This window comes from Streptomyces sp. NPDC089919 (assembly GCF_040684615.1).
Taxonomy (GTDB): domain Bacteria; phylum Actinomycetota; class Actinomycetes; order Streptomycetales; family Streptomycetaceae; genus Streptomyces.
In genome coordinates this window covers 24824-45255 of the sequence record NZ_JBFBGK010000072.1, presented here as the reverse complement: position 1 = coordinate 45255, position 20432 = coordinate 24824, and the positions used below count along the sequence as shown (strand labels likewise).

Genomic DNA, 20432 nt, shown 5'->3' with positions numbered 1-20432 from the left:
TGCGGCGGCGGGGGCGCCCGCGGCCCCCCCGCGGCCCGCCGCCCCCCCCGCCCCGGCCCGGCCCCCACCGGGGCCGGGCGTCCCCACGAGCGCCGCGTCGCCGGGACCGGCCACCGCGCTCCCGCCCCACCTCCGGAAAGTCCATGCTCCGCCACGTACTCCGCAAGACCGTCGGCTGGCTCGCCATGATCGTGGTCGCCGCCAACGCCACCTACCTGCTCGCCGCCTGGTTCCTGGACCCCCGGTCCAACTACAAGGACACCCGGCCGGTCCGCAGCGCCGCCGAGATCGACCAGGCCCTGGCGCCGTACAACCTGGACCCGCGGGTGCCGCTCGGCGACCGGTGGTGGCACTGGTTCGCCGACGTCCTCCTGCGCTTCGACTGGGGGAAGTCGCCGGTCGGCGCCTCGGTCAACTCCGAGATCGGCTTCCGGGTCCTGGTCAGCGGCCAGCTGGTCACCCTCGCCACGCTCCTGTCGGTGCTCCTCGGGGTGGCCCTCGGCGTCTCCACCGCCTCCCGCCAGTACGGCTGGTGGGACCGCCTCACCCAGCTCGTCTCGGTGCTCCTCTTCAACGTCCCCACCGCCGTGGCCGCCCTGGCCGTGGTGCTCGCCGGGATCAGCCTCAACCAGAGCCTGGGACTGCGCTTCCTGTACGTGGCCGGGGAGAAGTCCCCGACCGTCGAAGGGGCCTGGCCTACCTTCGTCGACCGGCTCCAGCACCTCGCCCTGCCGACGCTGAGCCTGACCCTGCTGGGGTACGTCGGCTACCACCTGACCCAGCGCACGCTGCTGCTCGACGCCATCGGCTCGGACTACGTGCGCACCGCCCGCGCCACCGGACTGACCCGGGCCCGGGCCATCCGCCGGCACGCGCTGCGCGCCTCGCTGATCCCGACCGCCACCTCCGTGGCCTTCTCCGTACCCGCCGTCTTCACCGGCGCGGTCATCACCGAGACGGTCTTCGGCTGGAACGGCATGGGCCAGTACTTCGTCCAGACCATCAGCAAGAACGACGTGCACGGCACCGTGGCGGTGGCGGCCTTCGGCGCGGCCATGACGGCGATCGGCGCGATCCTCGCCGACATCGCCGTCGTCCTGCTCGACCCGAGGGTCCGGGTGCGCTGACATGACGCTCTACCTGCGGCGCTTCGCCCGCAACCGGGGCGCCCTGCTGGGCGTGGCGCTCTTCGTCCTGCTGGTGCTCTTCGCCCTCTTCGGCGGCGCCCTCACCGACTTCGTGCACACCGACGCGGACTTCACCGCCCTCACGCAACCACCGGGCGGCGTCCACCACTTCGGCACCAACCAGGGCGGCAACGACGTGTTCGCCGAGGCGGTGCACGGCCTCCAGCGCTCGCTGGTGATCGCCGTGAGCGTGTCCGCCCTGACGGTCGTGCTGGCCGCCGTGATCGGCGCGGGCGCCGCGTACTTCGGCGGCCGGGTGGAGAGGGCGACCCTGGCGGTCATCCACTTCCTGCTGGTGGTCCCGTCCTTCCTGATCCTCGCGCTGGTCTCGCACCGGCTCGCGGGGGACTGGCGGGCGCTGATCCTCGTCCTGACCGTCTTCGGCTGGATGACCACCGCCCGGGTGGTCTGGTCCCTGTCCACCTCGCTGCGCGAACGCGACTACGTGCTGGCCGCGGAGTTCATGGGGGTGCGCCCCTGGCGGATCGTGCTGCGGCACATCATCCCCAACCTGGGCTCCCTGCTGGTGGTCGACCTGACCCTCGGGGTGGTCGCCACCGTGCTCAGCGAGACGGCGCTGTCCTTCCTCGGCTTCGGCGTGCGCACCCCCGACGTGTCCCTGGGCACCATGCTCGCCGACGGCGCCGGCACCATCACCAGCGCGCCCTGGCTGTTCGCCTTCCCCGCCGGGCTGGTGGTCCTGCTCACCGTGTCGATGACGCTGGTGGGCGACGGACTGCGGGACGCCCTCGACCCCACCTCGGTATCGGCGGCCTCGGGAGGCGCACGATGACGTTCACCCTCACCCCCGCCCCCGAGTCGGCCCCGGCCGCCACCGGAGCGGCCCCCGTCCTGTCGGTACGGGACCTGGAGATCTCCTTCCCCTCCGAGGCCGGACCCGTCGCCGCGGTCCGCGGCGTGGACTTCGACCTGCTGCCCGGCCGGACGCTGGGCATCGTCGGCGAGTCCGGATCGGGCAAGTCCGCCACCGCGATGGGCATCATGGGGCTGCTGCCGCCCACCGCCCGCGTCTCGGGGCAGGTGCTGCTCGGCGGACGCGACCTGGTCGGCCTGGACGACCGCCGGATGTCGCGGGTGCGCGGCAAGGAACTCGGCATGGTCTTCCAGGACCCGCTCTCCGCCCTCACCCCGATCTTCCCGGTCGGCCGGCTGCTGGCCGACGCGCTCCGGGTGCACCAGGACCTGTCGAAGCGGGCGGCGTGGCAGCGCGCGGTGGAACTCCTCGACCTGGTCGGCATCCCCGAACCGGCGCGCCGGGCCCGCTCCTTCCCGCACGAGTTCTCCGGCGGGATGCGCCAGCGGGTGGTCATCGCCCTGGCCATCGCCAACTCCCCGTCGGTGATCGTGGCCGACGAGCCCACCACCGCCCTCGACGTGACCGTGCAGGCGCAGATCCTGGACGTGCTGCGGACCGCGCAGGCCGAGACCGGCGCCGGACTGGTGCTGATCACCCACGACCTCGGCGTGGTCGCCGGGTACGCCGACGACGTGGCCGTGATGTACGCCGGGCGGATCGTGGAACGCGCCGCGGTGGACGAGCTGTTCCGGCGGCCCGTGATGCCCTACACGATCGGCCTGCTGGGCGCGGTGCCCCGGCCCGACGCCCCCAAGGGCAGCCCGCTGGTCCCGATCGGCGGGGAACCACCGTCCCTGGTGGGGCCGGTGACCGGCTGCCCCTTCGCGGACCGCTGCCCGGCCGCCCTGGACCGCTGCCGCACCGAGGAACCCGTACCGGTCCCGGTCGACGGGCACGGCAGCGTCGCCTGCCTGCGCGCCGAGGAGATCGCCGACGGACGGCTGCCGGCCGGCGGGCTCTTCCCGGCCCCCGAGGCGTTCGAGGCGGAGCCCGGCACCGCGGGGGCCGCGGGCGAGGTGGTGCTGTCGGTGTCGGGGCTGGGCAAGACCTTCCCCGTCACCAAGGGCGCCTTCCTCAAGCGCCGGGTCGGCACCCTGCACGCGGTCAGCGACGTCGGCTTCGAGCTGCGGGCCGGTGAGACCCTGGGCCTGGTGGGCGAGTCCGGCAGCGGCAAGACCACCACCCTGCTCGAGGTCCTGCGGCTGCGCCGGCCCGAACGCGGCCGGATCGAGGTGGCCGGCACCGACGTCGCCGACCCCCGCTCCGCCGAGCGGCTGCGCGAGCTGCGCGGCGCCGTGCAGATCGTCATGCAGGACCCGATGGGCTCCCTCGACCCGCGGCTCCCGGTCCACCGGCTGCTCGCCGAACCGCTCCAGGCGGTCGGCGCAGACCGGGCGCAGGTCCGGTCCCGGGTGGCCGAACTCCTGGAGATGGTCGGCCTGGACCCGGCGACCGCGGACCGCTTCCCGGCCACCCTCTCCGGCGGGCAGCGCCAGCGGGTCGGCATCGCCCGCGCGCTGGCCACCCGCCCCCGGATCGTGGTCCTGGACGAGCCGGTCTCGGCCCTGGACGTCTCGGTGCAGGCGGGCGTGGTCAACCTGCTCACCCGGCTGGGGCGGGAACTGGGCCTGGCGTACCTGGTCGTCGCCCACGACCTGGCCGTGATGCGGCACTTCGCCGACCGCATCGCGGTCATGTACCTCGGGCACGTCGTCGAGACAGGCACCACCGAGGAGCTGTTCGCGGACCCCCGGCACCCGTACACCGAGGCGCTGCTCTCGGCGATCCCGGTGCCCGACCCGGCCCGGGAGCGCTCCCGCGAGCGGATCGTGCTCCGGGGCGAGCAGCCCAGCGCCTCGGACCTCCCGCCGGGCTGCGTCTTCGTCGACCGCTGCCCGCTGTACCGGCTCCTGGACGAGGGGGTCCGGGAGCGCTGCCGCACCGAACGGCCCGCCCTCGCCCCGGCCGCCCCCGGCTCCGGCCACCAGCACGCCTGCCACGCCCGCTGACCGCGGACGCACCGCACCACCACCGCGGCGGCACCCCATCCCGTGTGCCGCCCCACCCGTCGAAGGAACACCTCATGCGCACCAGAACCGCCCTCCCCGCCGCCGTCCTCACCGCGGCCCTGGCGCTGACCGCCACGGCCTGCGGCGGCGACGACTCCGGCGCCTCCGGGTCCGGCGAGGGTCCCGGGGCGGCCACCCCCGCCGCGGCCTCGGCGAAGACCGACTACAACCCGCGGGCCTACGACGCCGTCAAGGACGGCGGTACCTACACCACCGCCGGCACCATCGACGACCAGGGCAACCCCTTCAACGCCAACGCCACGCTCACCGCCAAGCGCGTGTGGTTCTGGTACAACCCCGACGTCATCACGTACAGCCCCACCGGCGAGACGCAGTACAACCCCGACTACCTGACCGACGTCAAGGTGACCGTCACCGGCGGCAACCAGCGGGTGGTGCTCACCCTCAACCCCAAGGCCGTCTACAACGACGGCACCCCGATCGACTGGACCGCCGTCAAGGCCACCTGGCTGGCGAACAACGGCACCGACAAGAAGTACAACGCGGCCGACACCGAGGGCTTCTCCCACATCACCTCGGTCACCCGCGGCGCCGACGACAAGCAGGCCGTCATCGACTTCAAGGGCGTCGCCCCCTGGTGGTCCAGCCTGTTCACCACCTTCCTGCACCCCGAGGCGGCCACCGTCGCCGGCTACAACGAGGCCTACGTCAAGAAGGTGCACCCCGAGTGGGGCGCCGGCCCGTACACCGTCGGGAAGTTCGACGCCAAGGCCGGCGACCTGACCTTCGTCCGCAACCCCAAGTGGTGGGGGAAGAAGGGCAAGCTGGACAAGCGCGTCTACGTCAACCTGGAGTCGGCCGCCGCGGCCAACGCCTTCAAGAACGGCCAGATCGACTACACCTCGGCGGGCGACGCGGAAGGCCTCAAGCGGCTCTCCGGCGTCCCGGGCACCGGGATCCGCCAGGGCGGCAGCCCCTTCGCCTACTCCTTCTACGTCAACGCCAAGTCGCCCAACCTCCAGGACCTCCAGGTCCGCAAGGCGCTCCTGGAGAGCATCGACCGCGAGCAGATCGCCAAGATCCAGTTCCAGGGCCTGAACGACTACCGCGAGCCGCTGCCCGGCTCCCTGCTGCTCTTCAGCTTCCAGAAGGGCTACTCGGACAACGTCGGCGCCGTGATCAAGCACGACCCGGAGAGCGCCAAGAAGACCCTGGACGCGGCCGGTTGGAAGCCCGGCGGGAACGGCGTCCGGGAGAAGGACGGCAAGGAGCTCACCGTCTCGTACACGCTGCGCGGCGACGACCCGCTGGAGAAGGCCACCGCCGGCGCCGTCGTGCAGATGCTCAAGCCGGTCGGCATCAAGGTGGAGCTCAAGAACTCCACCGACGCGGACTTCGCCAAGATCCTCACCGAGCGCAGCTTCGACATCTTCCTGGTCGGCAACCGCTCCTCGGACCCCTTCGGCACCCGCTACCTGTGCGAGTTCTACTGCACCGACAGCGGCTCCAACATCGTCGGCATCGGCAGCCCCGCCCTCGACAAGGAGATCCGGGAGGTCGCGGCCGTCGCCGACCTCGACGAGCAGACCGCCCGGGCCAACGCCGTCGAGCGCAAGGCCCTGGCCCAGTACGGCTACCTGCCGCTCTTCAGCGGCCCGTCGATCTACGGCGTGAAGGACGGCCTGGCCAACGTCGGCGCCACCATCTTCGGCACCCCGCTGCCGGAGACCGTGGGCTGGCAGAAGTAGCCCGCCCGCGGCCCCCGGTGCCCGCCCGCGTCAGCGACCGCCGCGCGGGCGGGCGAGCGCCGAGGACAGCATCAGCACCGCGCCCACCGCGTACAGCCAGGAGCGGTCCAGCGCGAGCGCCAGCGCCAGGGCGAGCACGCCCAGGCCGGCGGCGCCGGCCCGCGCGAGGGCGGCACGGCGCCCGCCGTCCCCGGCGGGGCCGGCCACCTCAGGCCGCCGCGGGCTCGGTGAAGGCGATCGTGGCGAGGGTCGCCCCGAGGAGTTCCAGGCAGTCCTCCCACTCCTCGATGTTCTCGGTGGCCAGCGAGAAGTCCGCCATCGCGAGCCGGCCCGGGATCGGGACGAAGACGTGGGCCTGGCGGACCACGGTCGGCTTCATGTCGTTCTCCAGCAGGTTCGCCGGGGACGACACCTTGGTGTCCTGGGTGATGACCACGGCCGGCCCGCAGCCCAGCACGACCACGCCGACCTCCGCCTCCGGGTAGAGGGCGCCCATGGTGCGCGAGAGCCGGCGCACGGTGTGCTCGTTCGACAGCTCGCTGGGCCGGGCGGTGACCGAGAGCAGCACCGAGCTGAGCGGCTTGGTCGGGTTGTCCTTGGTCGGTCCGGACAGCAGGACGCCCGCGTACACCGCGCCGGCCGCGGCCAGCGTCTCGTACATGGTCTGCTGGGCCAGGACGGCGTGCGCGATCTGCTCCTGGCCCGGCCGGGGCGTCAGCGATTCGAGGTTGTCGAGCAGCCGGTTGGTGTTGACCTCGGCGGACACCTGGAAGTCGAGGTCCTGGAAGGCGTCCGGGACGGAGAAGGTGAGCGGGAGTTCGACGGTGGCGTCGGGCATGGCGTACGGCTCCAGGGTGGTGGGACGGCGGGAGGGGCGGACGGGGCGCGGGCTCAGCGGCGGCCGATGATCTTGCCGAGGACGGCGAGGGTGGTCTTCCCGCCGTTCTGGGCGGCGGTGCCGACCGCGCCCCAGCTGCCGACCGAGTTGCCGTACCAGACGGCCAGGCTGCCGCCGGCGGTCCCGGGTGCGACCGCGCCGGTGTCCACCCCGGCCAGCGAGAGGGTGTACGGCACCTGCGTGGCCAGCACCACCGAGCCCTGGACCACCTTGCCCGCCAGCTTCCCGGCGTCGGCGCTGGCCCCGACCACCTTGGCGCCGCGGGTCCCGATGTAGTTGAAGACGGTCGAGGCGTCGGAGGCCCCCTTGCCCGCCACCTGCGCGACGAAGGTGCGCCCGGCCGCCCGGGAGGCGACCTTGACGGAGCCCACCGCCTTCATGGAGGCGCGCCCGGCCTTGAGGCCCTTGGAGACGGCGCCGATGCCGGGGATGAGACTGAGCGCGTCGGCCCCCAGCCCGGCGATGGTGGTCGCGTCCCAGTCGCCCTTGATCGCCGCGTCCACCAGGTGCGCGCCGAACGACGCCGCGCCGGTGGCCAGCGAGATCGGGCCGCAGATCGGGGTGAGCACCGGGATCATCGCGAGCACGCCGGTGACGGCCGAGACGAAGCCGAGGACGTCCCCGAGGAAGCCCCAGAAGCTGCCGCCCTGCTCCTTGGCGGCCTCGGCGGCCGCCTTCGCCTTGAGGTATTCGAAGTTCTGGCCGCTGGAGTCGATGACCCGCATCATCTCGCGGTCCGTGAACAGCGCCTGGAGCTGGTACTCGGCCTGCACCGCCAGGCAGTGGTCCACCAGGTCGCGCAGCTCCGGGTCGACGATCCGCTGCGCGTCGTACGCCACGTCCATCAGCCGCCACATGGTGGTGGTGAAGCTGTAGCCGCCGCCGGACAGGGAGCCCGGCGGGATCGGCCGGGCCACCACGGGATCGGTGAAGTCGATGAAGGCGGCCGGCCGGTAGGCGCGGTGGAAGCGGGAGCCGCCGTTGCCCACGGCCCGCCGGAGGTGGTCCGCGACGGCCTGCTGCCCGGCGGTGGGCTCCGCGGCGAGCTTGGGGCCCCGCAGGTAGAAGTCGAGGGCGTACCCGATGCTGCCCGCGGCGGACGGACCGCCCTGCTGGGCCTCCCAGACGAGCGCGATCAGGTCGGCGATCCGGGTGCGCTCAGCGGCGGTGACCGCCGGGGCGCCCTCGGCGTTCCAGAACCCGTCGGAGAAGGGGAGCAGCCCGTCGCCCATGCCCGTGGGGCCGTCGAAGGACCAGTCGACCATCCGGCGGGCGGCGTTGACGTTCAGCGAGTGGAGGTATTCGCCCACCCGGCCGGCAGGCCGCCCCCCCTCGGCCTGGAGGCGCAACAGGCCCTCCTCGTCGCCGTCCCGCTCCAGGACGTTCATCCGCTCGAAGTACGCGTCGTCGTAGGGGGAGAGGGTGTCGCCGAGACCGGCCTCCTGGTCCTTCTCGATCATCGCGGCCACGTCGCCGTCCAGGCGGCGCATGGCGTCGATGATCCGGCCCTCCATGCCCAGCCAGGACTTGATGATCAGCTCGATGCGGAAGCGGCTCTCGTCGGTGCCCGACTTGGCGTCCCAGCCCCAGATCTGCCGGGCCGAACTCTCGTCGCGGGTGTACATGTTGAGCTTGGATATGAGCGCGCCGGGGATCAGGTCGCCGTTGCTGACGTCGTAGCCCAGGTGCGGCATCGGGTTGCTGCCGTTGCCGGAGGCGAGCGTGTACAGGGTCTCCACGGAGCTCCTTCGGGTGGTCGGGCCGGGCCCGGCCCGGGGCGGCCCGGCCGGGGCCCCCGCATCGTGGGGGCCCGGCACGGCGCCGGACAAGATCCGGCAGGTGCCGCGCGCAGGGGCCGCTGGCCGGATCACGGGGGCGCGGCGGGGCCTGACGCCGCGTCCACCTGGCGACACGGTGTGTCACCCGTACGTGGGGCACGCGGGAATCGGCCGGAAGGAATGTCACCCGAACGGATGGGTTTGGGTTGTTCCCTCCTCCGCTTCCGGCAGCCGGACCGTCACGAGGAGGCCGCCGGCCGGGCGGGGGCTCAGCTCCAGGGTGCCGGCGTGGGCGCGGACGACGCTGTGGACGATGGCCAGGCCGAGGCCGGCGCCGGCGTGCTCCTCGGAGCGGGTGCGGGCCGTGCCGCGCTGGAAGGGCTCGGTGAGGGTGGGCAGCAGCTCCGGCGGGACCGGCCGGCCGGTGTTCTCGACCCGCAGCACGGCCGCGCCGTCCTCCGTGGCGGTGCGCACCGCCACCGTGCCGCCCGCGGGGAGGTTGTGGACCACGGCGTTCTGGAGCAGGTTGACCGCCATCCGCAGCAGCAGCTCCGCGGAGCCGGCGGTGCGGGCGGCCGTGCCCGTGACCTCCAGGACGGCCCCGCGGCCTTCGGCCGCGGCCAGCAGCGTCTCGGCGGCCTCCTCGGCGACCAGGGACAGGTCCACCACCTCGCGGTCGAAGGTCCCGCCGTCGCTGCGGCTGAGCAGCAGCAGCGCCTCCGTGAGGTCGATGGCGCGGGTGTTGACCTCCTGGAGACGGGCCAGGACCTCCTCCCGGTCCCGTCCCGGGTCCCGGCGGGCGACGTCCAGCAGGGTCCGGGAGACGGCCAGCGGGGTGCGCAGCTCGTGCGAGGCGTTGGCGGCGAACCGCTGCTGCTCGGCGACCTGCGACTCGAGCCGGGCCAGCATGCCGTCGAAGGCGTCGGCCAGTTCGCGGAACTCGTCGGTGCGGCCCGCCAGCCGGATCCGGTGGGAGAGCGAACCGGTGCCGGCGGCCCGGGCCGCGGCCGTGATCCGGGTCAGCGGGGCCAGCATCCGGCCGGCCAGGAACCAGCCTCCGACCAGGCCGAACAGGAGCAGGAACGCCATCGCGACGGCGGCCGCCGGGGCGAAGGTGTGCACCAGCAGGTAGCGGTTGGGCGAGATGCCGAGCAGCCCCCGGGAGTTGTCGGGCACGTACCGCAGGAGGTACAGCCACACCACGGCCAGCAGCAGCGCCCCGGCGAGGGCCAGGAAGCCGGTGTAGCTGAGGGCGAGCCGCAGCCGGACGCTCGGCCCGCGCCGCCTCGTCACGCCCCCTGCTCCGGAGCCGCGGTGCCGATGCGGTAGCCGACCCCCGGCAGGGTGGCGATGACCCAGGGCTCGCCGAGCCGCTTGCGCAGGGCCGAGACGGTGATGCGGACCGCGTTGGTGAAGGGGTCGGCGTGCTCGTCCCAGGCCCGCGCCAGCAGTTCCTCGGCGCTGACCACCCCGCCCTCGGCGGCGACCAGCACCTCCAGCACGGCGAACTGCTTGCGGGTCAGCGCGACGTAGCGCCCGTCCCGGAAGACCTCCCGGCGGAACGGGTCGAGCCGCAGGCCCGCCAGCTCCCGGACCGGCGGCCGGGCGTGCCCGCGCCGGCGGTCCAGCGCGCGCAGCCGCAGCACCAGCTCCCGCAGGTCGAAGGGCTTGGTCAGGTAGTCGTCGGCGCCGAGCTCGAAGCCGGAGGCCTTGTCGTCGATCCGGTCGGCGGCGGTGAGCATCAGGATCGGGATGCCGCTGCCGGAGGCGACGATGTGCCGGGCCACCTCGTCCCCCGACGGGCCGGGCACGTCCCGGTCGAGGACCGCGAGGTCGTAGGCGTGCAGGCGCAGCAGCTCCAGGGCGCTGGTGCCGTCCCCGGCGACATCGGCCGCGATCGCCTCCAGCCGCAGACCGTCCCGGACGGCCTCGGCGAGATAGGGCTCGTCCTCCAGGATCAGTACGCGCATGCGGGCAGCCTACGGAGCCGTGGATATCGCCGGCGTATGCCGGGGTCCGGCGGGCGGCGTGTCCGCCGCGGTGTGCCACCAGCGCCGGGTCAGGAGCCCGGCCAGCACGGCACCGGTGGCGTTGACCAGCACGTCGTCCACCGAGGAGACCCGGTCCAGCCGCAGGACGTACTGCGCGGTCTCGACCACCGCCGAGCAGCCCGCACCGAGCGCCAGGATCCGCAGCGGCGAGGCCAGTGCCGCCCAGCGGACCGGGGCGAAGGCCCCCAGCGCGGCGAAGGCCAGCAGGTTCCCGGCGATCCCGAGCGCCCCCATGGTCGCCAGGTCCCGCAGCGGCACGAGGCTGAACCGGCCGGGTACCGCCCCGGCCCCGGCACCGGGCATCAGGATCAGCCACAGGAACGGCACCGTGCCGTGCACCATGGCCACCTCGGCCAGCGCGGTCCGCCCCGCCCGCGGGACCCCGGCGGCGCGCCGGCGGCGGGCCAGGACCCAGGCCACCGCGGCGGCGGCCGGCAGGGTCACCAGCGTCATCAGGACCACGCCGTTGAAGGTGTCGAGGCAGCCGTGCCACCGTCCGGCCAGGCAGGCCGGTGCGGGCATCAGCAGCATCCGCCGGACGGCGGGCGAGGCGCCCGCCAGGGCGAGGAGCCCCAGGACCAGGCCGGGGGCGAGGAAGCGGCGGGCCGGGCGGTCCGGTGCGGGATGGCTCATGGGCCCATGAGAGCCCACGGCCGGTTGCGGGTGCGTACGCGGATTCCGATACGCCCGCGATATGCGGCCGGCGGGCCGGGGCCACCGGCGGGTCCGCCCCGGCCGGCCGGTTCAGCCGCTCCGTCAGCCGCCGTCGACCAGCCGCTGGAGGCCCGGGGCGTACAGGTCGGCCAGCCGCTCGGCGCTCGCCCGGGAGCTGGCCCCGTCCGGCCGGTGCAGGCTCAGCGTGGCGCCCAGGCCGAGCAGTTGGCCGGCGATCAGCTCGGCCCGCAGCCCGGCGTCCGGGCCGCTCAGCGCGCCGGCCAGCCGGCCGGTGACCTGCTCGCGGAACCGGGCCCGCAGCAGCGTCCGCTCGTCCTCGATGCCGAGCGAGAACACCACCCGCAGCAGCGGGTCCCCGCCGTGCCGGTCGCGCAGCTCGGCCATCGTCAGGACCAGGTGCCGGCCCAGCCGTTCGGGCGGGGCGGCGAACAGCTCGTCGGCCGCCGCGCCGAAGTCGGCGACCGTGTTGAACAGGGCCTCCTTGCTGCCGAACCGCTTCACGATCAGCGAGGGGCTGACCCCGGCGGCGGCCGCGATGCCCCGCATGGTCACCTCGGCGTACGGCTTGAGGGTGAAGGCCCGGCGGGCGGCCCGCACGATGGCGTCCCGGCCGTTCCCGGTGCCCGGCTCCGTGCCGGGGACGGCGGGGGACCCGTCGGCGGGTCCCTCGGTGGTGCTCATGCGCTCTCCCCGGCGGCGGTCGCGGTGGCGGTCACCGCGACCGTACCCCGCCGGCCGGCCCGGCGGCGCGGAGCCGTCCGGGCGGGCCGGTCCGAGGGCAGGAAGAGCGTGGCGACCAGCGCGGCGAGCGCCGCTCCGGCGGCGACCAGGAAGATCAGGAGGTACGCGTGCAGGGTCGGGGCGGTGCGGCCGCCGGCCACGAAGGTCAGGTGGGCCAGCACGGCGGCGACCACCGCGCTGCAGCAGGCCTGCCCGACCGAGCGCATCAGGGTGTTGAGGCCGTTGGCCGCGGCCGTCTCGCCCACCGGCACGGCCCGCATGACGAGCGCGGGCAGCGCCGAGTACGCGATCGCGGTGCCGGAGGCGACCACGGTGGCGCCGGCCACGATCATCCAGAGGCTGTGGCTGGTGAAGAAGCGGATCACGTACCCGACGGTCATGACCACCGCGGCGAGCGCGAGGGCGGTGCGGGGGCCGTAGGCGGCCGAGATCCGCGCCGAGACCGGGGAGAGGGCCACCATGGCCAGGCCGCCGGGCAGCAGGCACAGGCCGCTCACCACGAGGGAGGCGCCGAGCCCGTACTCGGTGCTGGTGGGCTCCTGCACCATCTGGCCGGTGACCAGCGAGTTGGCGTAGAAGGCGAAGCCGATGAGCAGGGCGGCGACGTTGGTCAGCAGCACCGCCGGCCGCGCCGAGACCCGCAGGTCGACCATGGGGGAGCGGGTGCGCAGCTCGTACCGGCCCCAGAGCAGGCCGACGGCCAGGGACCCGCCGAACAGCCCCAGCGTCCGGCCGGAGGTCCAGCCCCAGTCCGCGCCCTGGGTGATGGCCAGCAGCAGCCCGACCAGGCAGACCGTCAGGCCCAGGGTGCCCAGCAGGTCGAAGCGGCCGGCCGAGCGGACCGGGGACTCCGGGACGATCCGCAGCACCAGGACCAGGTCCAGCAGGCCGAGGGCGGCCGAGGCCCAGAACATGGTGTGCCAGTCGAAGTTCTCCATCACCACCGCGGCCACCGGCAGGCCGATCGCCGCCCCGATGCCGAGGGTAGAGCTCATCAGGGCGATCGAGGGCAGGATCCGCTCGGCGGGCAGTTCGTCGCGGATGATGCTGATGCCCAGCGGGATCACCGCGAGGGCCGCGCCCTGGAAGGCCCGGCCGGTGATCAGGATCCCGATGTCGGAGCTGACCGCGCAGAGCACCGAGCCGAGGGTCAGCACGCCGAGCGAGGCCAGCAGCACGCGCCGCTTGCCGTACATGTCGCCGATCCGCCCCAGGACCGGGGTGAAGACCGCGCCGGTCAGCAGGGTGATGGTGACCAGCCAGCCGGCGGCGCCGGGACTCGCGCCGGTCAGCTCGGGCACGTGCGGCAGCAGCGGGACCACGAGGGTCTGCATCACGGCGACGACCATGCCGCAGAAGGCGAGGACGGGCACCACGAACCGGGAGGGCGGGACGGCCGGGCCGGCGGGTATCGCGGAGGGCATGCTGCTCCAGACGGGAGGGGGCGGCTCCCGGCGGGTGGGGGAGCGTGGCGGCCCAGGGGGTGCACGGTTGTTCACCCCCGGCCCGGGCTCCAGGGTAAACGATGGTGCACCCCCCTGGTGAACAGTTGTGCACCCCAGCCTGGGGTCCCGCTGGAGCGAGCGGCGGCCGGGGCCCGGGCCGGCCCCTCCCGCGGCCCGTCCGGGGCCCCTCAGTCCCCCCGGCCGGGCGTCGGGGCGTGGCCCCGGGAGCGGTAGACGACGTACGGGCGGACCAGGTAGCCCAGCGGGGCCGTGAAGGCGTGCACCAGGCGGCTGAACGGCCACAGGGCGAACAGCGCCATCGCGAGCAGGGCGTGCACCTGGTAGACCAGCGGCGCGTTCGCCATCGCCGGCACGTCCGGGTCCAGGGCCAGCACGGAGCGGAACCACACCGAGACCCCGAGCCGGTAGTCGTACGGGTGCGGGGCCAGGGTCGTGGCGGTCGCGGTGAGGCCGGCCAGCACCACGGCCGTCAGCACCGGGTAAACCGCCCGGTCGCTGCGGCTGGTCGCGCCCCGCACCGCGGGCACCGTCAGCCGCCGGTACAGGAGCACCGCGAGACCGGCGAGGGTCGCCAGGCCCGCGGCGCCGCCGACGAACAGCGCGTTGGCGCGGTAGAGGGGTTCCTGCACGTGCAGGTACTCGGTCAGGGACTCCGGCACCAGCAGGCCGATCACGTGGCCCGCGGCCACGAAGAGCAGGCCGAAGTGGAAGAGCGGCCCGCCGATCCGCAGCAGCCGGTGCTCGTGCAGCTGGCTGGAGCGGGTGGTGAAGCCGAACCGGTCGTAGTGGTAGCGCCAGGCGGTGCCGCCCACCAGCACGACCGCGACCAGGTAGGGCAGCACCTCCCACAGCGCCGCGTGCAGGTGGGTCACCGTCGGCTCTCCTCGGCGTCGGCCGCCTGCGGGCGCAGGACGGGGAAGGGCAGCAGGCCCACCGTCTCGGTGGGCGGCCCGCTGCGGGCCAGCTCCAGGGCGGCCGCCCGGTCGGCCGGGGCGGCGCCGGGCAGGGTGCCGCAGACGGCCGCCAGCACGTCGGCGTACGGGCTGCGGTGGTCGGTCAGGGCCATCCGCAGCAGCTCCAGGGCGGCCCGGTGCTCCCGCAGCGCGGCCCGGCCCGGCTCCGGGCAGCGGGCGGCGAACTCCAGGGCGATCGGCAGGAAGTCGGGCAGCTCGTCGGCCGGCGGCCGCCAGCCGTGCTCGCGGTAGAGCTGCCGCCAGCGGACCAGCGACCCGCCGCGCCGGCGGGTGTCGCCGTCGGTGTAGTACGTCAGGTGCAGGGTCCGGCGGCGGCTGCGGTCGAAGGTGGCGACGTACCGCGCCGACAGCTCCAGCGGCGGCACCCCGGCCACGGCCGCGCAGAAGCGCGCCAGGAGGGCCGCCTCCGTGCCGGGCAGCCCGGCCACCGCGTCCCGTACGAGGGCCAGCCGCCCGGGCCAGTCCTCCTCGGGGTGGCACAGCAGCAGCGAGGCGGCCTGGTGCACGGCGGCGTGCCGGGCTTCGGGGGTCGGCTCCGGCACCGCGGCCCGCGGTGCCCGGCCGGCGCGTGCGGTCCGGGCGCTCACGGCCGCGGCTCCGCGGGCGGGAAGAGCCCGGCCGGTGTGCCCCGGCCGTTCCAGTTGAGGAGGTTGACCCGGCCCAGCAGCGAGCCGCCCGAGCCCGCGGTGCCGCCGCCGGCCGGCCCGGACCCGGCCGAGGCGGGGACGGCCGGCGGGGCGTGGAAGGCCTCCGCCGGGTCCGCCGGATACATGCCGGGTCCGCCGTCGCCGTCCAGGCTGCAGCCGAACGCCTCGCCCGGGTCGCCGTGCCCACCCGCCCCGGCCGTGTACCCGGTGGGGATCACGTAGCGGTCCTCGTACTTGGCGATCGCGAGCAGCCGGTACATGGCCTCGATGCCCTCCTCGTCCATCCCGACCGCGCGGGCGATGGCCGGGTCCCGCTCCTCGCCGAGGTTGACCCGGCGCATGTGCGTCCGCATCGCGGCCAGCCGGCACAGCGCCGCCTCCACGGGCCCCGGGTCGCCCGCCGTGAACAGCTCGGCGAGGTAGCCGACCGGGATCCGCATCGCGTCGATCGCGGCGAACAGCTTCGCCGGGTCCTCGCCGTCGTGCCCCGAGGCCGTCAGCGACTCCACGACCGGCGAGAGCGGCGGGACGTACCAGACCATCGGCATGGTCCGGTACTCCGGGTGCAGCGGCAGCGCCACCCGGTACCGGCTGATCAGCGCGTGCACCGGGGAGCGCCGGGCGGCGGTGACCCAGTCGTGCGGGATGCCGGCCCGCTCCGCCGCCTCCTGCACCGCCGGGTCCGCCGGGTCCAGGAAGCAGCCGAGCTGCGCCTCGTACAGGTCCTTCTCGTCCGGGACGGCGGCCGCCGCCCCGATCCGGTCGGCGTCGTAGAGCACCACCCCGAGGTAGCGCAGCCGGCCCACGCAGGTCTCCGAGCAGACGGTGGGCTGCCCGGCCTCGATGCGCGGGTAGCAGAAGGTGCACTTCTCGGCCTTGCCGGTGCGGTGGTTGAAGTACACCTTCTTGTACGGGCAGCCGGTCACGCACATCCGCCAGCCGCGGCAGCGGTCCTGGTCGACCAGGACGATCCCGTCCTCGATCCGCTTGTACAGCGCCCCCGACGGACAGACCGCCACGCAGGAGGGGTTGAGGCAGTGCTCGCAGATCCGCGGCAGGTGGAACATGAACGCCTGCTCGTACTCCAGCCGCACCTGCTCGTTCATCTTCTGCAACACCGGGTCCCCGGCCAGGTGTTCGGGCCCGCCGCCCAGGCTGTCGTCCCAGTTGGGGCCCCAGGTCACCTGGGTGGGCCGGCCGTCGATCAGGGAGCGGGGGGCCGCGGTGGGCACGTCGTCGCCCAGCGGGGCCTCGATCAGGTTCTCGTAGTCGTAGGTCCACGGCTCGTAGTAGTCGTCCAGGGACGGCAGGTGGGGATTGGCGAAGAGGGTGGCGAGCCGGCGGGCCCGGCCGCCGCTGCGGGGCACCAGCCGGCCCCGCTTGAGCTCCCAGCCGCCCCGCCACTTCTCCTGGTCCTCGTAACCGCGGGGGTAGCCCTGTCCGGGACGGGTCTCGACGTTGTTGAACCAGGCGTACTCGCTGCCGGTGCGGTTGGTCCAGGTCTGCTTGCAGGTGACCGAACACGTGTGGCAGCCGATGCACTTGTCGAGGTTCATCACCATCGCGATCTGGGCCATCACGCGTCCGATGGGCGCTTCGCTGCGGGGCATCAGTAACTGACCTCCTGGGAGCGGCGCCGGATGACGGTGACCGCGTCGCGCTGGTTTCCGGTGGGCCCGTAGTAGTTGGGGCCGAAGCTGAGCTGGGCGTGCCCGCCGATCAGGTGGGTGGGCTTGATCAGCAGGCGGGTCAGGGCGTTGTGGACGCCGCCGCGCCGCCCGGTGGCCTCCGAGCGGGGCACGTTCACCATGCGTTCCTGCACGTGGTACATGAAGACCGTGCCGGCCGGCATGCGGTGCGAGACCACCGCCCGGGCGACCACCACGCCGTTGGCGTTGACCGCCTCGATCCAGTCGTTGTCGGCGGCCCCGACGGCCTCGGCGTCGGCGGGGGCCAGCCAGATCACCGGACCGCCCCGGGCCAGGGTCTGCATCAGCAGGTTCTCCTGGTACTCGGAGTGGATGGACCACTTCGAGTGCGGGGTCAGATAGCGCACCGTCACCGACCGGCCGCCGCCGGCCGCCTCCCGGCCCACCGGGTCCCCCAGCGCCTGGAGGTCCAACGGCGGCCGGTACACCGGCAGTTGTTCGCCGTACTCGGCGATCCACTCGTGGTCCAGATAGAAGTGCTGACGACCGGTCAGGGTGTGCCAGGGCTTGCGGTGTTCGGTGTTGATCGTGAAGGGCGAGTAGCGGCGCTCGGGGCCCTCCTTGCCGGACCACTCGAAGCTGGCGCCCACCTGCACCGGACGGGCCTGGGTGTCGGAGAACACGATCCGCCGCTCGGCCACCGAGGCGGCCAGCTCCTCCAGGCCGCTGCCCGGGCCGCAGCGCACCGCCAGCCGCCGGAAGCCCTCGGCGGCCACCCGGCCGTTGGTGGTGCCGGACAGCGCCAGGATCGCCTCGCACATCTTGACGTCGGTGTCCAGCAGCGGCCGGCCGGCGGCCGCGCCGCTGCGGGCGGTCCCGCAGCGCTCGGCCAGCCAGTGCGATTCCGCGGTGGTGTGCACCGTGGTGCCGCGCACCTGCACGCCGTGCTCGTCCGGCAGCGGGCCGAAGGCCCCGAGCCGGTCGGCGAGACCCGCGTAGTCCCGCCTGACGAGCGTGTAATCGGGCCGGGTGGGACCCGCCGGGGGCGCCTCGCCCGGGGTGTCGTGGGCCAGCGGGGTGGCCACCAGGTCCCAGGCCTCGCCGAGCCGGCCGGCGGCCAGTTCGGCCACCTTCGCGGCCAGCCCGTGGAAGATCTCGAAGTCGGTGCGGGCCTGCCAGGGCGGGTCGATCGCCGGGGAGAAGGCGTGCACGTAGGGGTGCATGTCCGTACTGGACAGGTCGTGCTTCTCGTACCAGGTGGCGGCCGGCAGGACCAGGTCGGCGAAGAGGGTGGTGGAGGTCATCCGGAAGTCCAGCGCCAGCAGCAGGTCGAGCTTGCCGCGCGGCGCCTCCTCGCGCCAGGCCACCTCCGTCGGCCGCTGCCCGGCGGGCGCCTCGGCGGCCGAGGCGTTGTCCTCGGCGCCGAGCAGGTGGCGCAGGAAGAACTCGTTGCCCTTGGCGGAGGATCCGATCAGGTTGGCCCGCCAGACGGTCAGCACCCGTGGCCAGTTGGCCGGGTCGTCCGGGTCCTCGCAGGCGAAGGCGAGCGTGCCCGCCGCGCGCTGCTGCTCCACCCACTGCGCAGGGTCCGTCCCGGAGGCCCGGACCTGCCGGCCCAGCTCCAGCGGGTTGGTACCGAAGGTGGGGGAGGAGGGCATCCAGCCCTGCCGCACCGAGCGGGCCACCAGGTCCGCGGTGTGCGCCCCGGCCAGCGTGCCGCGGGCGGTGGGCGCGGTGAGGGCGTCCGCGGCCAGGCCCTCGTACCGCCACTGGTCGGTGTGCAGGTACCAGTACGGCGTGGCGGCCATCTGCCGGGAGGGCCGCACCCAGTCGGCGGCGGTGGCCAACTGCTGCCAGCCGGCGTACGGCCGGACCTTCTCCTGGCCGACGTAGTGCGCCCAGCCGCCGCCGTTGACGCCCTGGCAGCCGGTGAGCAGCAGCAGGGAGAGGAAGGACCGGTAGATGGTGTCGGAGTGGAACCAGTGGTTGGTGCCCGCCCCCATGACGATCATGCAGCGGCCGCGGGTCTGCTCGGCCGTCCGGGCGAACTCCCGGGCCGCGCGCAGCACCGCGCCGGCGGGCACCGAGGTGATGGCCTCCTGCCAGGCGGGGGTGCAGGGCACGGCGGCGTCCTCGTACCCGGCCGGCCACTCGCCGGCCAGCCCGGGCCGCGCCACGCCGTACTGGGCGAGCATCAGGTCGAAGACGGTGGTGACCAGCCGGTCGCCCAGCCGCTGCACCGGGACCGAGCGCAGCAGTTCCGGGCCGTCCGCCCCGCTGGTGTCGAAGCGGGGCAGCGCCACCGTCGCGGTGGGCCCGTCCTCGCCCTGGTACAGGCTCAGCAGCGGCTCGATGCCGCCCAGGTCCAGGTTCCAGCGGCCCTCGCCGTACTTGGACCAGCGGTCGCCCAGCGTGCCGTTCGGCACCACCGGCGCGCCGGTGGCGGCGTCCAGCAGCACCGGCATCCAGCGGCGCGCCGCCTCGTCCGGCACCTCCCGGGCCAACCGCAGGTCGGCGGCGGTCACGAAGGCGCCCGGCACGTGCCGGCCGGGCGCCCGCTCCTCGAGCTCCACCAGGAACGGCAGGTCGGTGAACTTCCGCACGTAGTCGGCGAAGTAGGGCACCTGCCGGTCGACGAAGCACTCCTTGAGGACCACGTGGCCCATCGCCATGGCCATCGCCCCGTCGGTGCCGGGGTGCGGGTGCAGCCACTCGTCGGCGAACTTGCTGGCGTCGGCGTAGTCGGGGGAGACCACCACGACCTTCTGCCCGCGGTAGCGCGCCTCGGTCATCCAGTGGGCGTCCGGGGTGCGGGTGACCGGGACGTTGGACCCCCACAGCATCAGATAGGCCGCGTCCCACCAGTCCCCGGACTCCGGCACGTCCGTCTGGTCCCCGAAGACCTGCGGCGAGGCGATCGGCAGGTCCGCGTACCAGTCGTAGAAGGAGAGCATCGGCGCGCCGAGCAGCGCGTGGAAGCGGGCCCCCACCGCGTGCGAGGCCATCGACATGGCCGGGATCGGGGAGAAGCCGGCGATCCGGTCCGGGCCGTAAGCGGACAGGGTGTGGACGTGCGCGGCGGCGGCCATCTCCAGGGCCTCCTGCCAGCCGATCCGGACCAGCCCGCCCTTGCCGCGGGCGGCCTGGTACCGGCGCCTGCGCACCGGGTCGGAGGTCACCTCCGCCCAGGCCGCGACCGGGTCCCCGCCCAGGCGCTGCTTGGCCTCCCGGTACATCTCGACCAGCACGCCCCGGGCGTGCGGGTAGCGCACCCGGGTGGGCGAGTAGGTGTACCAGGAGAAGGACGCGCCCCGCGGGCAGCCGCGCGGCTCGTACTCCGGACGGTCCGGGCCGGTGGACGGGTAGTCGGTGGCCTGGGTCTCCCAGGTGATCAGGCCGTCCTTCACGTACACCTGCCAGGAGCAGGACCCGGTGCAGTTCACCCCGTGGGTGGAGCGCACCACCTTGTCGTGGGCCCAGCGCTCCCGGTACGGGGCGTCGTTGACCGACTGGTCCGGGCGGAACACCGCCCGGTCGTCGGGGGTCCGCTCGGCCCGCCCGAGCAGCCGCCCGGCCTGCAACAACCGGTCCGCCACCGCGTCCGCCGCCTGCTCCGCCGATGCCCTGGTCCTGCCGCGTTTCACCTGGTGGCCGCCCTTCTGGGAGACGCGGCCGGCCCGCCGTCCCCGGCCGCCGCCCGCAGTGGTCCCC

Annotated in this window: 16 protein-coding genes; 4 read left to right on the top strand and 12 right to left on the bottom strand. The window is 74.2% G+C overall.

Annotated features, from left to right (window positions below):
• Nucleotides 1-143: 143 nt before the first annotated feature.
• The 4 genes from AB0O40_RS25615 to AB0O40_RS25600 all read left to right on the top strand — a co-directional run bounded on the left by AB0O40_RS25615 (nucleotide 144) and on the right by AB0O40_RS25600 (nucleotide 5842).
• The gene (locus tag AB0O40_RS25615; protein ID WP_365046156.1) at nucleotides 144-1127 is read left to right on the top strand and encodes an ABC transporter permease; all 984 of its coding nucleotides are present in this window, start codon (nucleotides 144-146) and stop codon (nucleotides 1125-1127) included.
• A gap of 1 nt (nucleotide 1128) precedes the next feature.
• Nucleotides 1129-1980 (top strand): ABC transporter permease, encoded by an 852-nt coding sequence (locus tag AB0O40_RS25610; protein WP_365046153.1) that lies wholly within the window; start codon nucleotides 1129-1131, stop codon nucleotides 1978-1980.
• Nucleotides 1977-4073: an ABC transporter ATP-binding protein gene (locus tag AB0O40_RS25605; protein WP_365046150.1), complete on the top strand. Its 2097-nt coding sequence runs from the start codon at nucleotides 1977-1979 to the stop codon at nucleotides 4071-4073. The genes AB0O40_RS25610 and AB0O40_RS25605 overlap by 4 nt, the downstream gene beginning before the upstream one ends.
• Before the next feature lie 74 nt (nucleotides 4074-4147).
• A complete protein-coding gene (locus AB0O40_RS25600) occupies nucleotides 4148-5842 on the top strand; it encodes an ABC transporter family substrate-binding protein (RefSeq protein ID WP_365046148.1) in 1695 nt (564 codons plus the stop codon).
• A 30-nt stretch (nucleotides 5843-5872) separates the two neighbouring features.
• On the opposite strand, the gene AB0O40_RS25595 is transcribed toward AB0O40_RS25600, so the two are convergent.
• The 12 genes from AB0O40_RS25595 to AB0O40_RS25540 form a co-directional block, all read right to left on the bottom strand.
• Nucleotides 5873-6049, bottom strand: coding sequence for a hypothetical protein (locus AB0O40_RS25595; RefSeq protein WP_365046145.1), 177 nt, complete (start codon nucleotides 6047-6049; stop codon nucleotides 5873-5875).
• Between the two features lies 1 nt (nucleotide 6050).
• Nucleotides 6051-6680: a hypothetical protein gene (locus AB0O40_RS25590; protein WP_365046142.1), complete on the bottom strand. Its 630-nt coding sequence runs from the start codon at nucleotides 6678-6680 to the stop codon at nucleotides 6051-6053.
• A 53-nt stretch (nucleotides 6681-6733) separates the two neighbouring features.
• Nucleotides 6734-8479, bottom strand: coding sequence for a hypothetical protein (locus AB0O40_RS25585; RefSeq protein ID WP_365046139.1), 1746 nt, complete (start codon nucleotides 8477-8479; stop codon nucleotides 6734-6736).
• Between the two features lie 222 nt (nucleotides 8480-8701).
• On the bottom strand, nucleotides 8702-9811 hold the full coding sequence (locus AB0O40_RS25580) for a HAMP domain-containing sensor histidine kinase (protein WP_365046137.1): 1110 nt from the start codon (nucleotides 9809-9811) through the stop codon (nucleotides 8702-8704).
• Entirely contained in the window at nucleotides 9808-10488 is a 681-nt protein-coding gene (locus AB0O40_RS25575) for a response regulator transcription factor (RefSeq protein ID WP_365046134.1), read from the bottom strand. Before AB0O40_RS25575 ends, AB0O40_RS25580 begins: the two co-directional genes overlap by 4 nt.
• A 9-nt stretch (nucleotides 10489-10497) precedes the next feature.
• Complete coding sequence (locus tag AB0O40_RS25570; protein ID WP_365046131.1) at nucleotides 10498-11202, bottom strand: VanZ family protein; 705 nt, start codon at nucleotides 11200-11202, stop codon at nucleotides 10498-10500.
• 123 nt (nucleotides 11203-11325) lie between these two features.
• On the bottom strand, nucleotides 11326-11925 hold the full coding sequence (locus tag AB0O40_RS25565; RefSeq protein WP_365046129.1) for a TetR family transcriptional regulator: 600 nt from the start codon (nucleotides 11923-11925) through the stop codon (nucleotides 11326-11328).
• Nucleotides 11922-13409, bottom strand: coding sequence for an MFS transporter (locus tag AB0O40_RS25560; RefSeq protein ID WP_365046126.1), 1488 nt, complete (start codon nucleotides 13407-13409; stop codon nucleotides 11922-11924). Before AB0O40_RS25560 ends, AB0O40_RS25565 begins: the two co-directional genes overlap by 4 nt.
• A 209-nt stretch (nucleotides 13410-13618) precedes the next feature.
• Nucleotides 13619-14323, bottom strand: a complete 705-nt coding sequence (narI, locus tag AB0O40_RS25555) for a respiratory nitrate reductase subunit gamma (RefSeq protein ID WP_365046123.1) — start codon at nucleotides 14321-14323, stop codon at nucleotides 13619-13621.
• Nucleotides 14320-14967 carry a nitrate reductase molybdenum cofactor assembly chaperone gene (gene narJ / locus AB0O40_RS25550; protein ID WP_365046159.1) on the bottom strand — a complete coding sequence of 216 codons (648 nt, stop codon included), beginning with the start codon at nucleotides 14965-14967 and terminating at the stop codon, nucleotides 14320-14322. Before narJ ends, narI begins: the two co-directional genes overlap by 4 nt.
• 41 nt (nucleotides 14968-15008) lie before the next feature.
• Nucleotides 15009-16682 carry a nitrate reductase subunit beta gene (narH, locus tag AB0O40_RS25545; RefSeq protein ID WP_365046120.1) on the bottom strand — a complete coding sequence of 558 codons (1674 nt, stop codon included), beginning with the start codon at nucleotides 16680-16682 and terminating at the stop codon, nucleotides 15009-15011.
• On the bottom strand, nucleotides 16682-20365 hold the full coding sequence (locus tag AB0O40_RS25540; protein ID WP_365046117.1) for a nitrate reductase subunit alpha: 3684 nt from the start codon (nucleotides 20363-20365) through the stop codon (nucleotides 16682-16684). The genes narH and AB0O40_RS25540 overlap by 1 nt, the downstream gene beginning before the upstream one ends.
• Between the last annotated feature and the right edge of the window lie 67 nt (nucleotides 20366-20432).

Excerpts from the sequence above, each read along its gene's own strand:
- AB0O40_RS25615 (WP_365046156.1), top strand. The coding sequence starts at position 144 with ATGCTCCGCCACGTACTCCGCAAGACCGTCGGCTGGCTCGCCATGATC.
- AB0O40_RS25610 (WP_365046153.1), top strand. The coding sequence starts at position 1,129 with ATGACGCTCTACCTGCGGCGCTTCGCCCGCAACCGGGGCGCCCTGCTG.
- AB0O40_RS25605 (WP_365046150.1), top strand. The coding sequence starts at position 1,977 with ATGACGTTCACCCTCACCCCCGCCCCCGAGTCGGCCCCGGCCGCCACC.
- AB0O40_RS25600 (WP_365046148.1), top strand. The coding sequence starts at position 4,148 with ATGCGCACCAGAACCGCCCTCCCCGCCGCCGTCCTCACCGCGGCCCTG.
- AB0O40_RS25590 (WP_365046142.1), bottom strand. The coding sequence starts at position 6,680 with ATGCCCGACGCCACCGTCGAACTCCCGCTCACCTTCTCCGTCCCGGAC.
- AB0O40_RS25575 (WP_365046134.1), bottom strand. The coding sequence starts at position 10,488 with ATGCGCGTACTGATCCTGGAGGACGAGCCCTATCTCGCCGAGGCCGTC.
- AB0O40_RS25570 (WP_365046131.1), bottom strand. The coding sequence starts at position 11,202 with ATGAGCCATCCCGCACCGGACCGCCCGGCCCGCCGCTTCCTCGCCCCC.
- AB0O40_RS25565 (WP_365046129.1), bottom strand. The coding sequence starts at position 11,925 with ATGAGCACCACCGAGGGACCCGCCGACGGGTCCCCCGCCGTCCCCGGC.
- AB0O40_RS25560 (WP_365046126.1), bottom strand. The coding sequence starts at position 13,409 with ATGCCCTCCGCGATACCCGCCGGCCCGGCCGTCCCGCCCTCCCGGTTC.
- narH (WP_365046120.1), bottom strand. The coding sequence starts at position 16,682 with ATGCCCCGCAGCGAAGCGCCCATCGGACGCGTGATGGCCCAGATCGCG.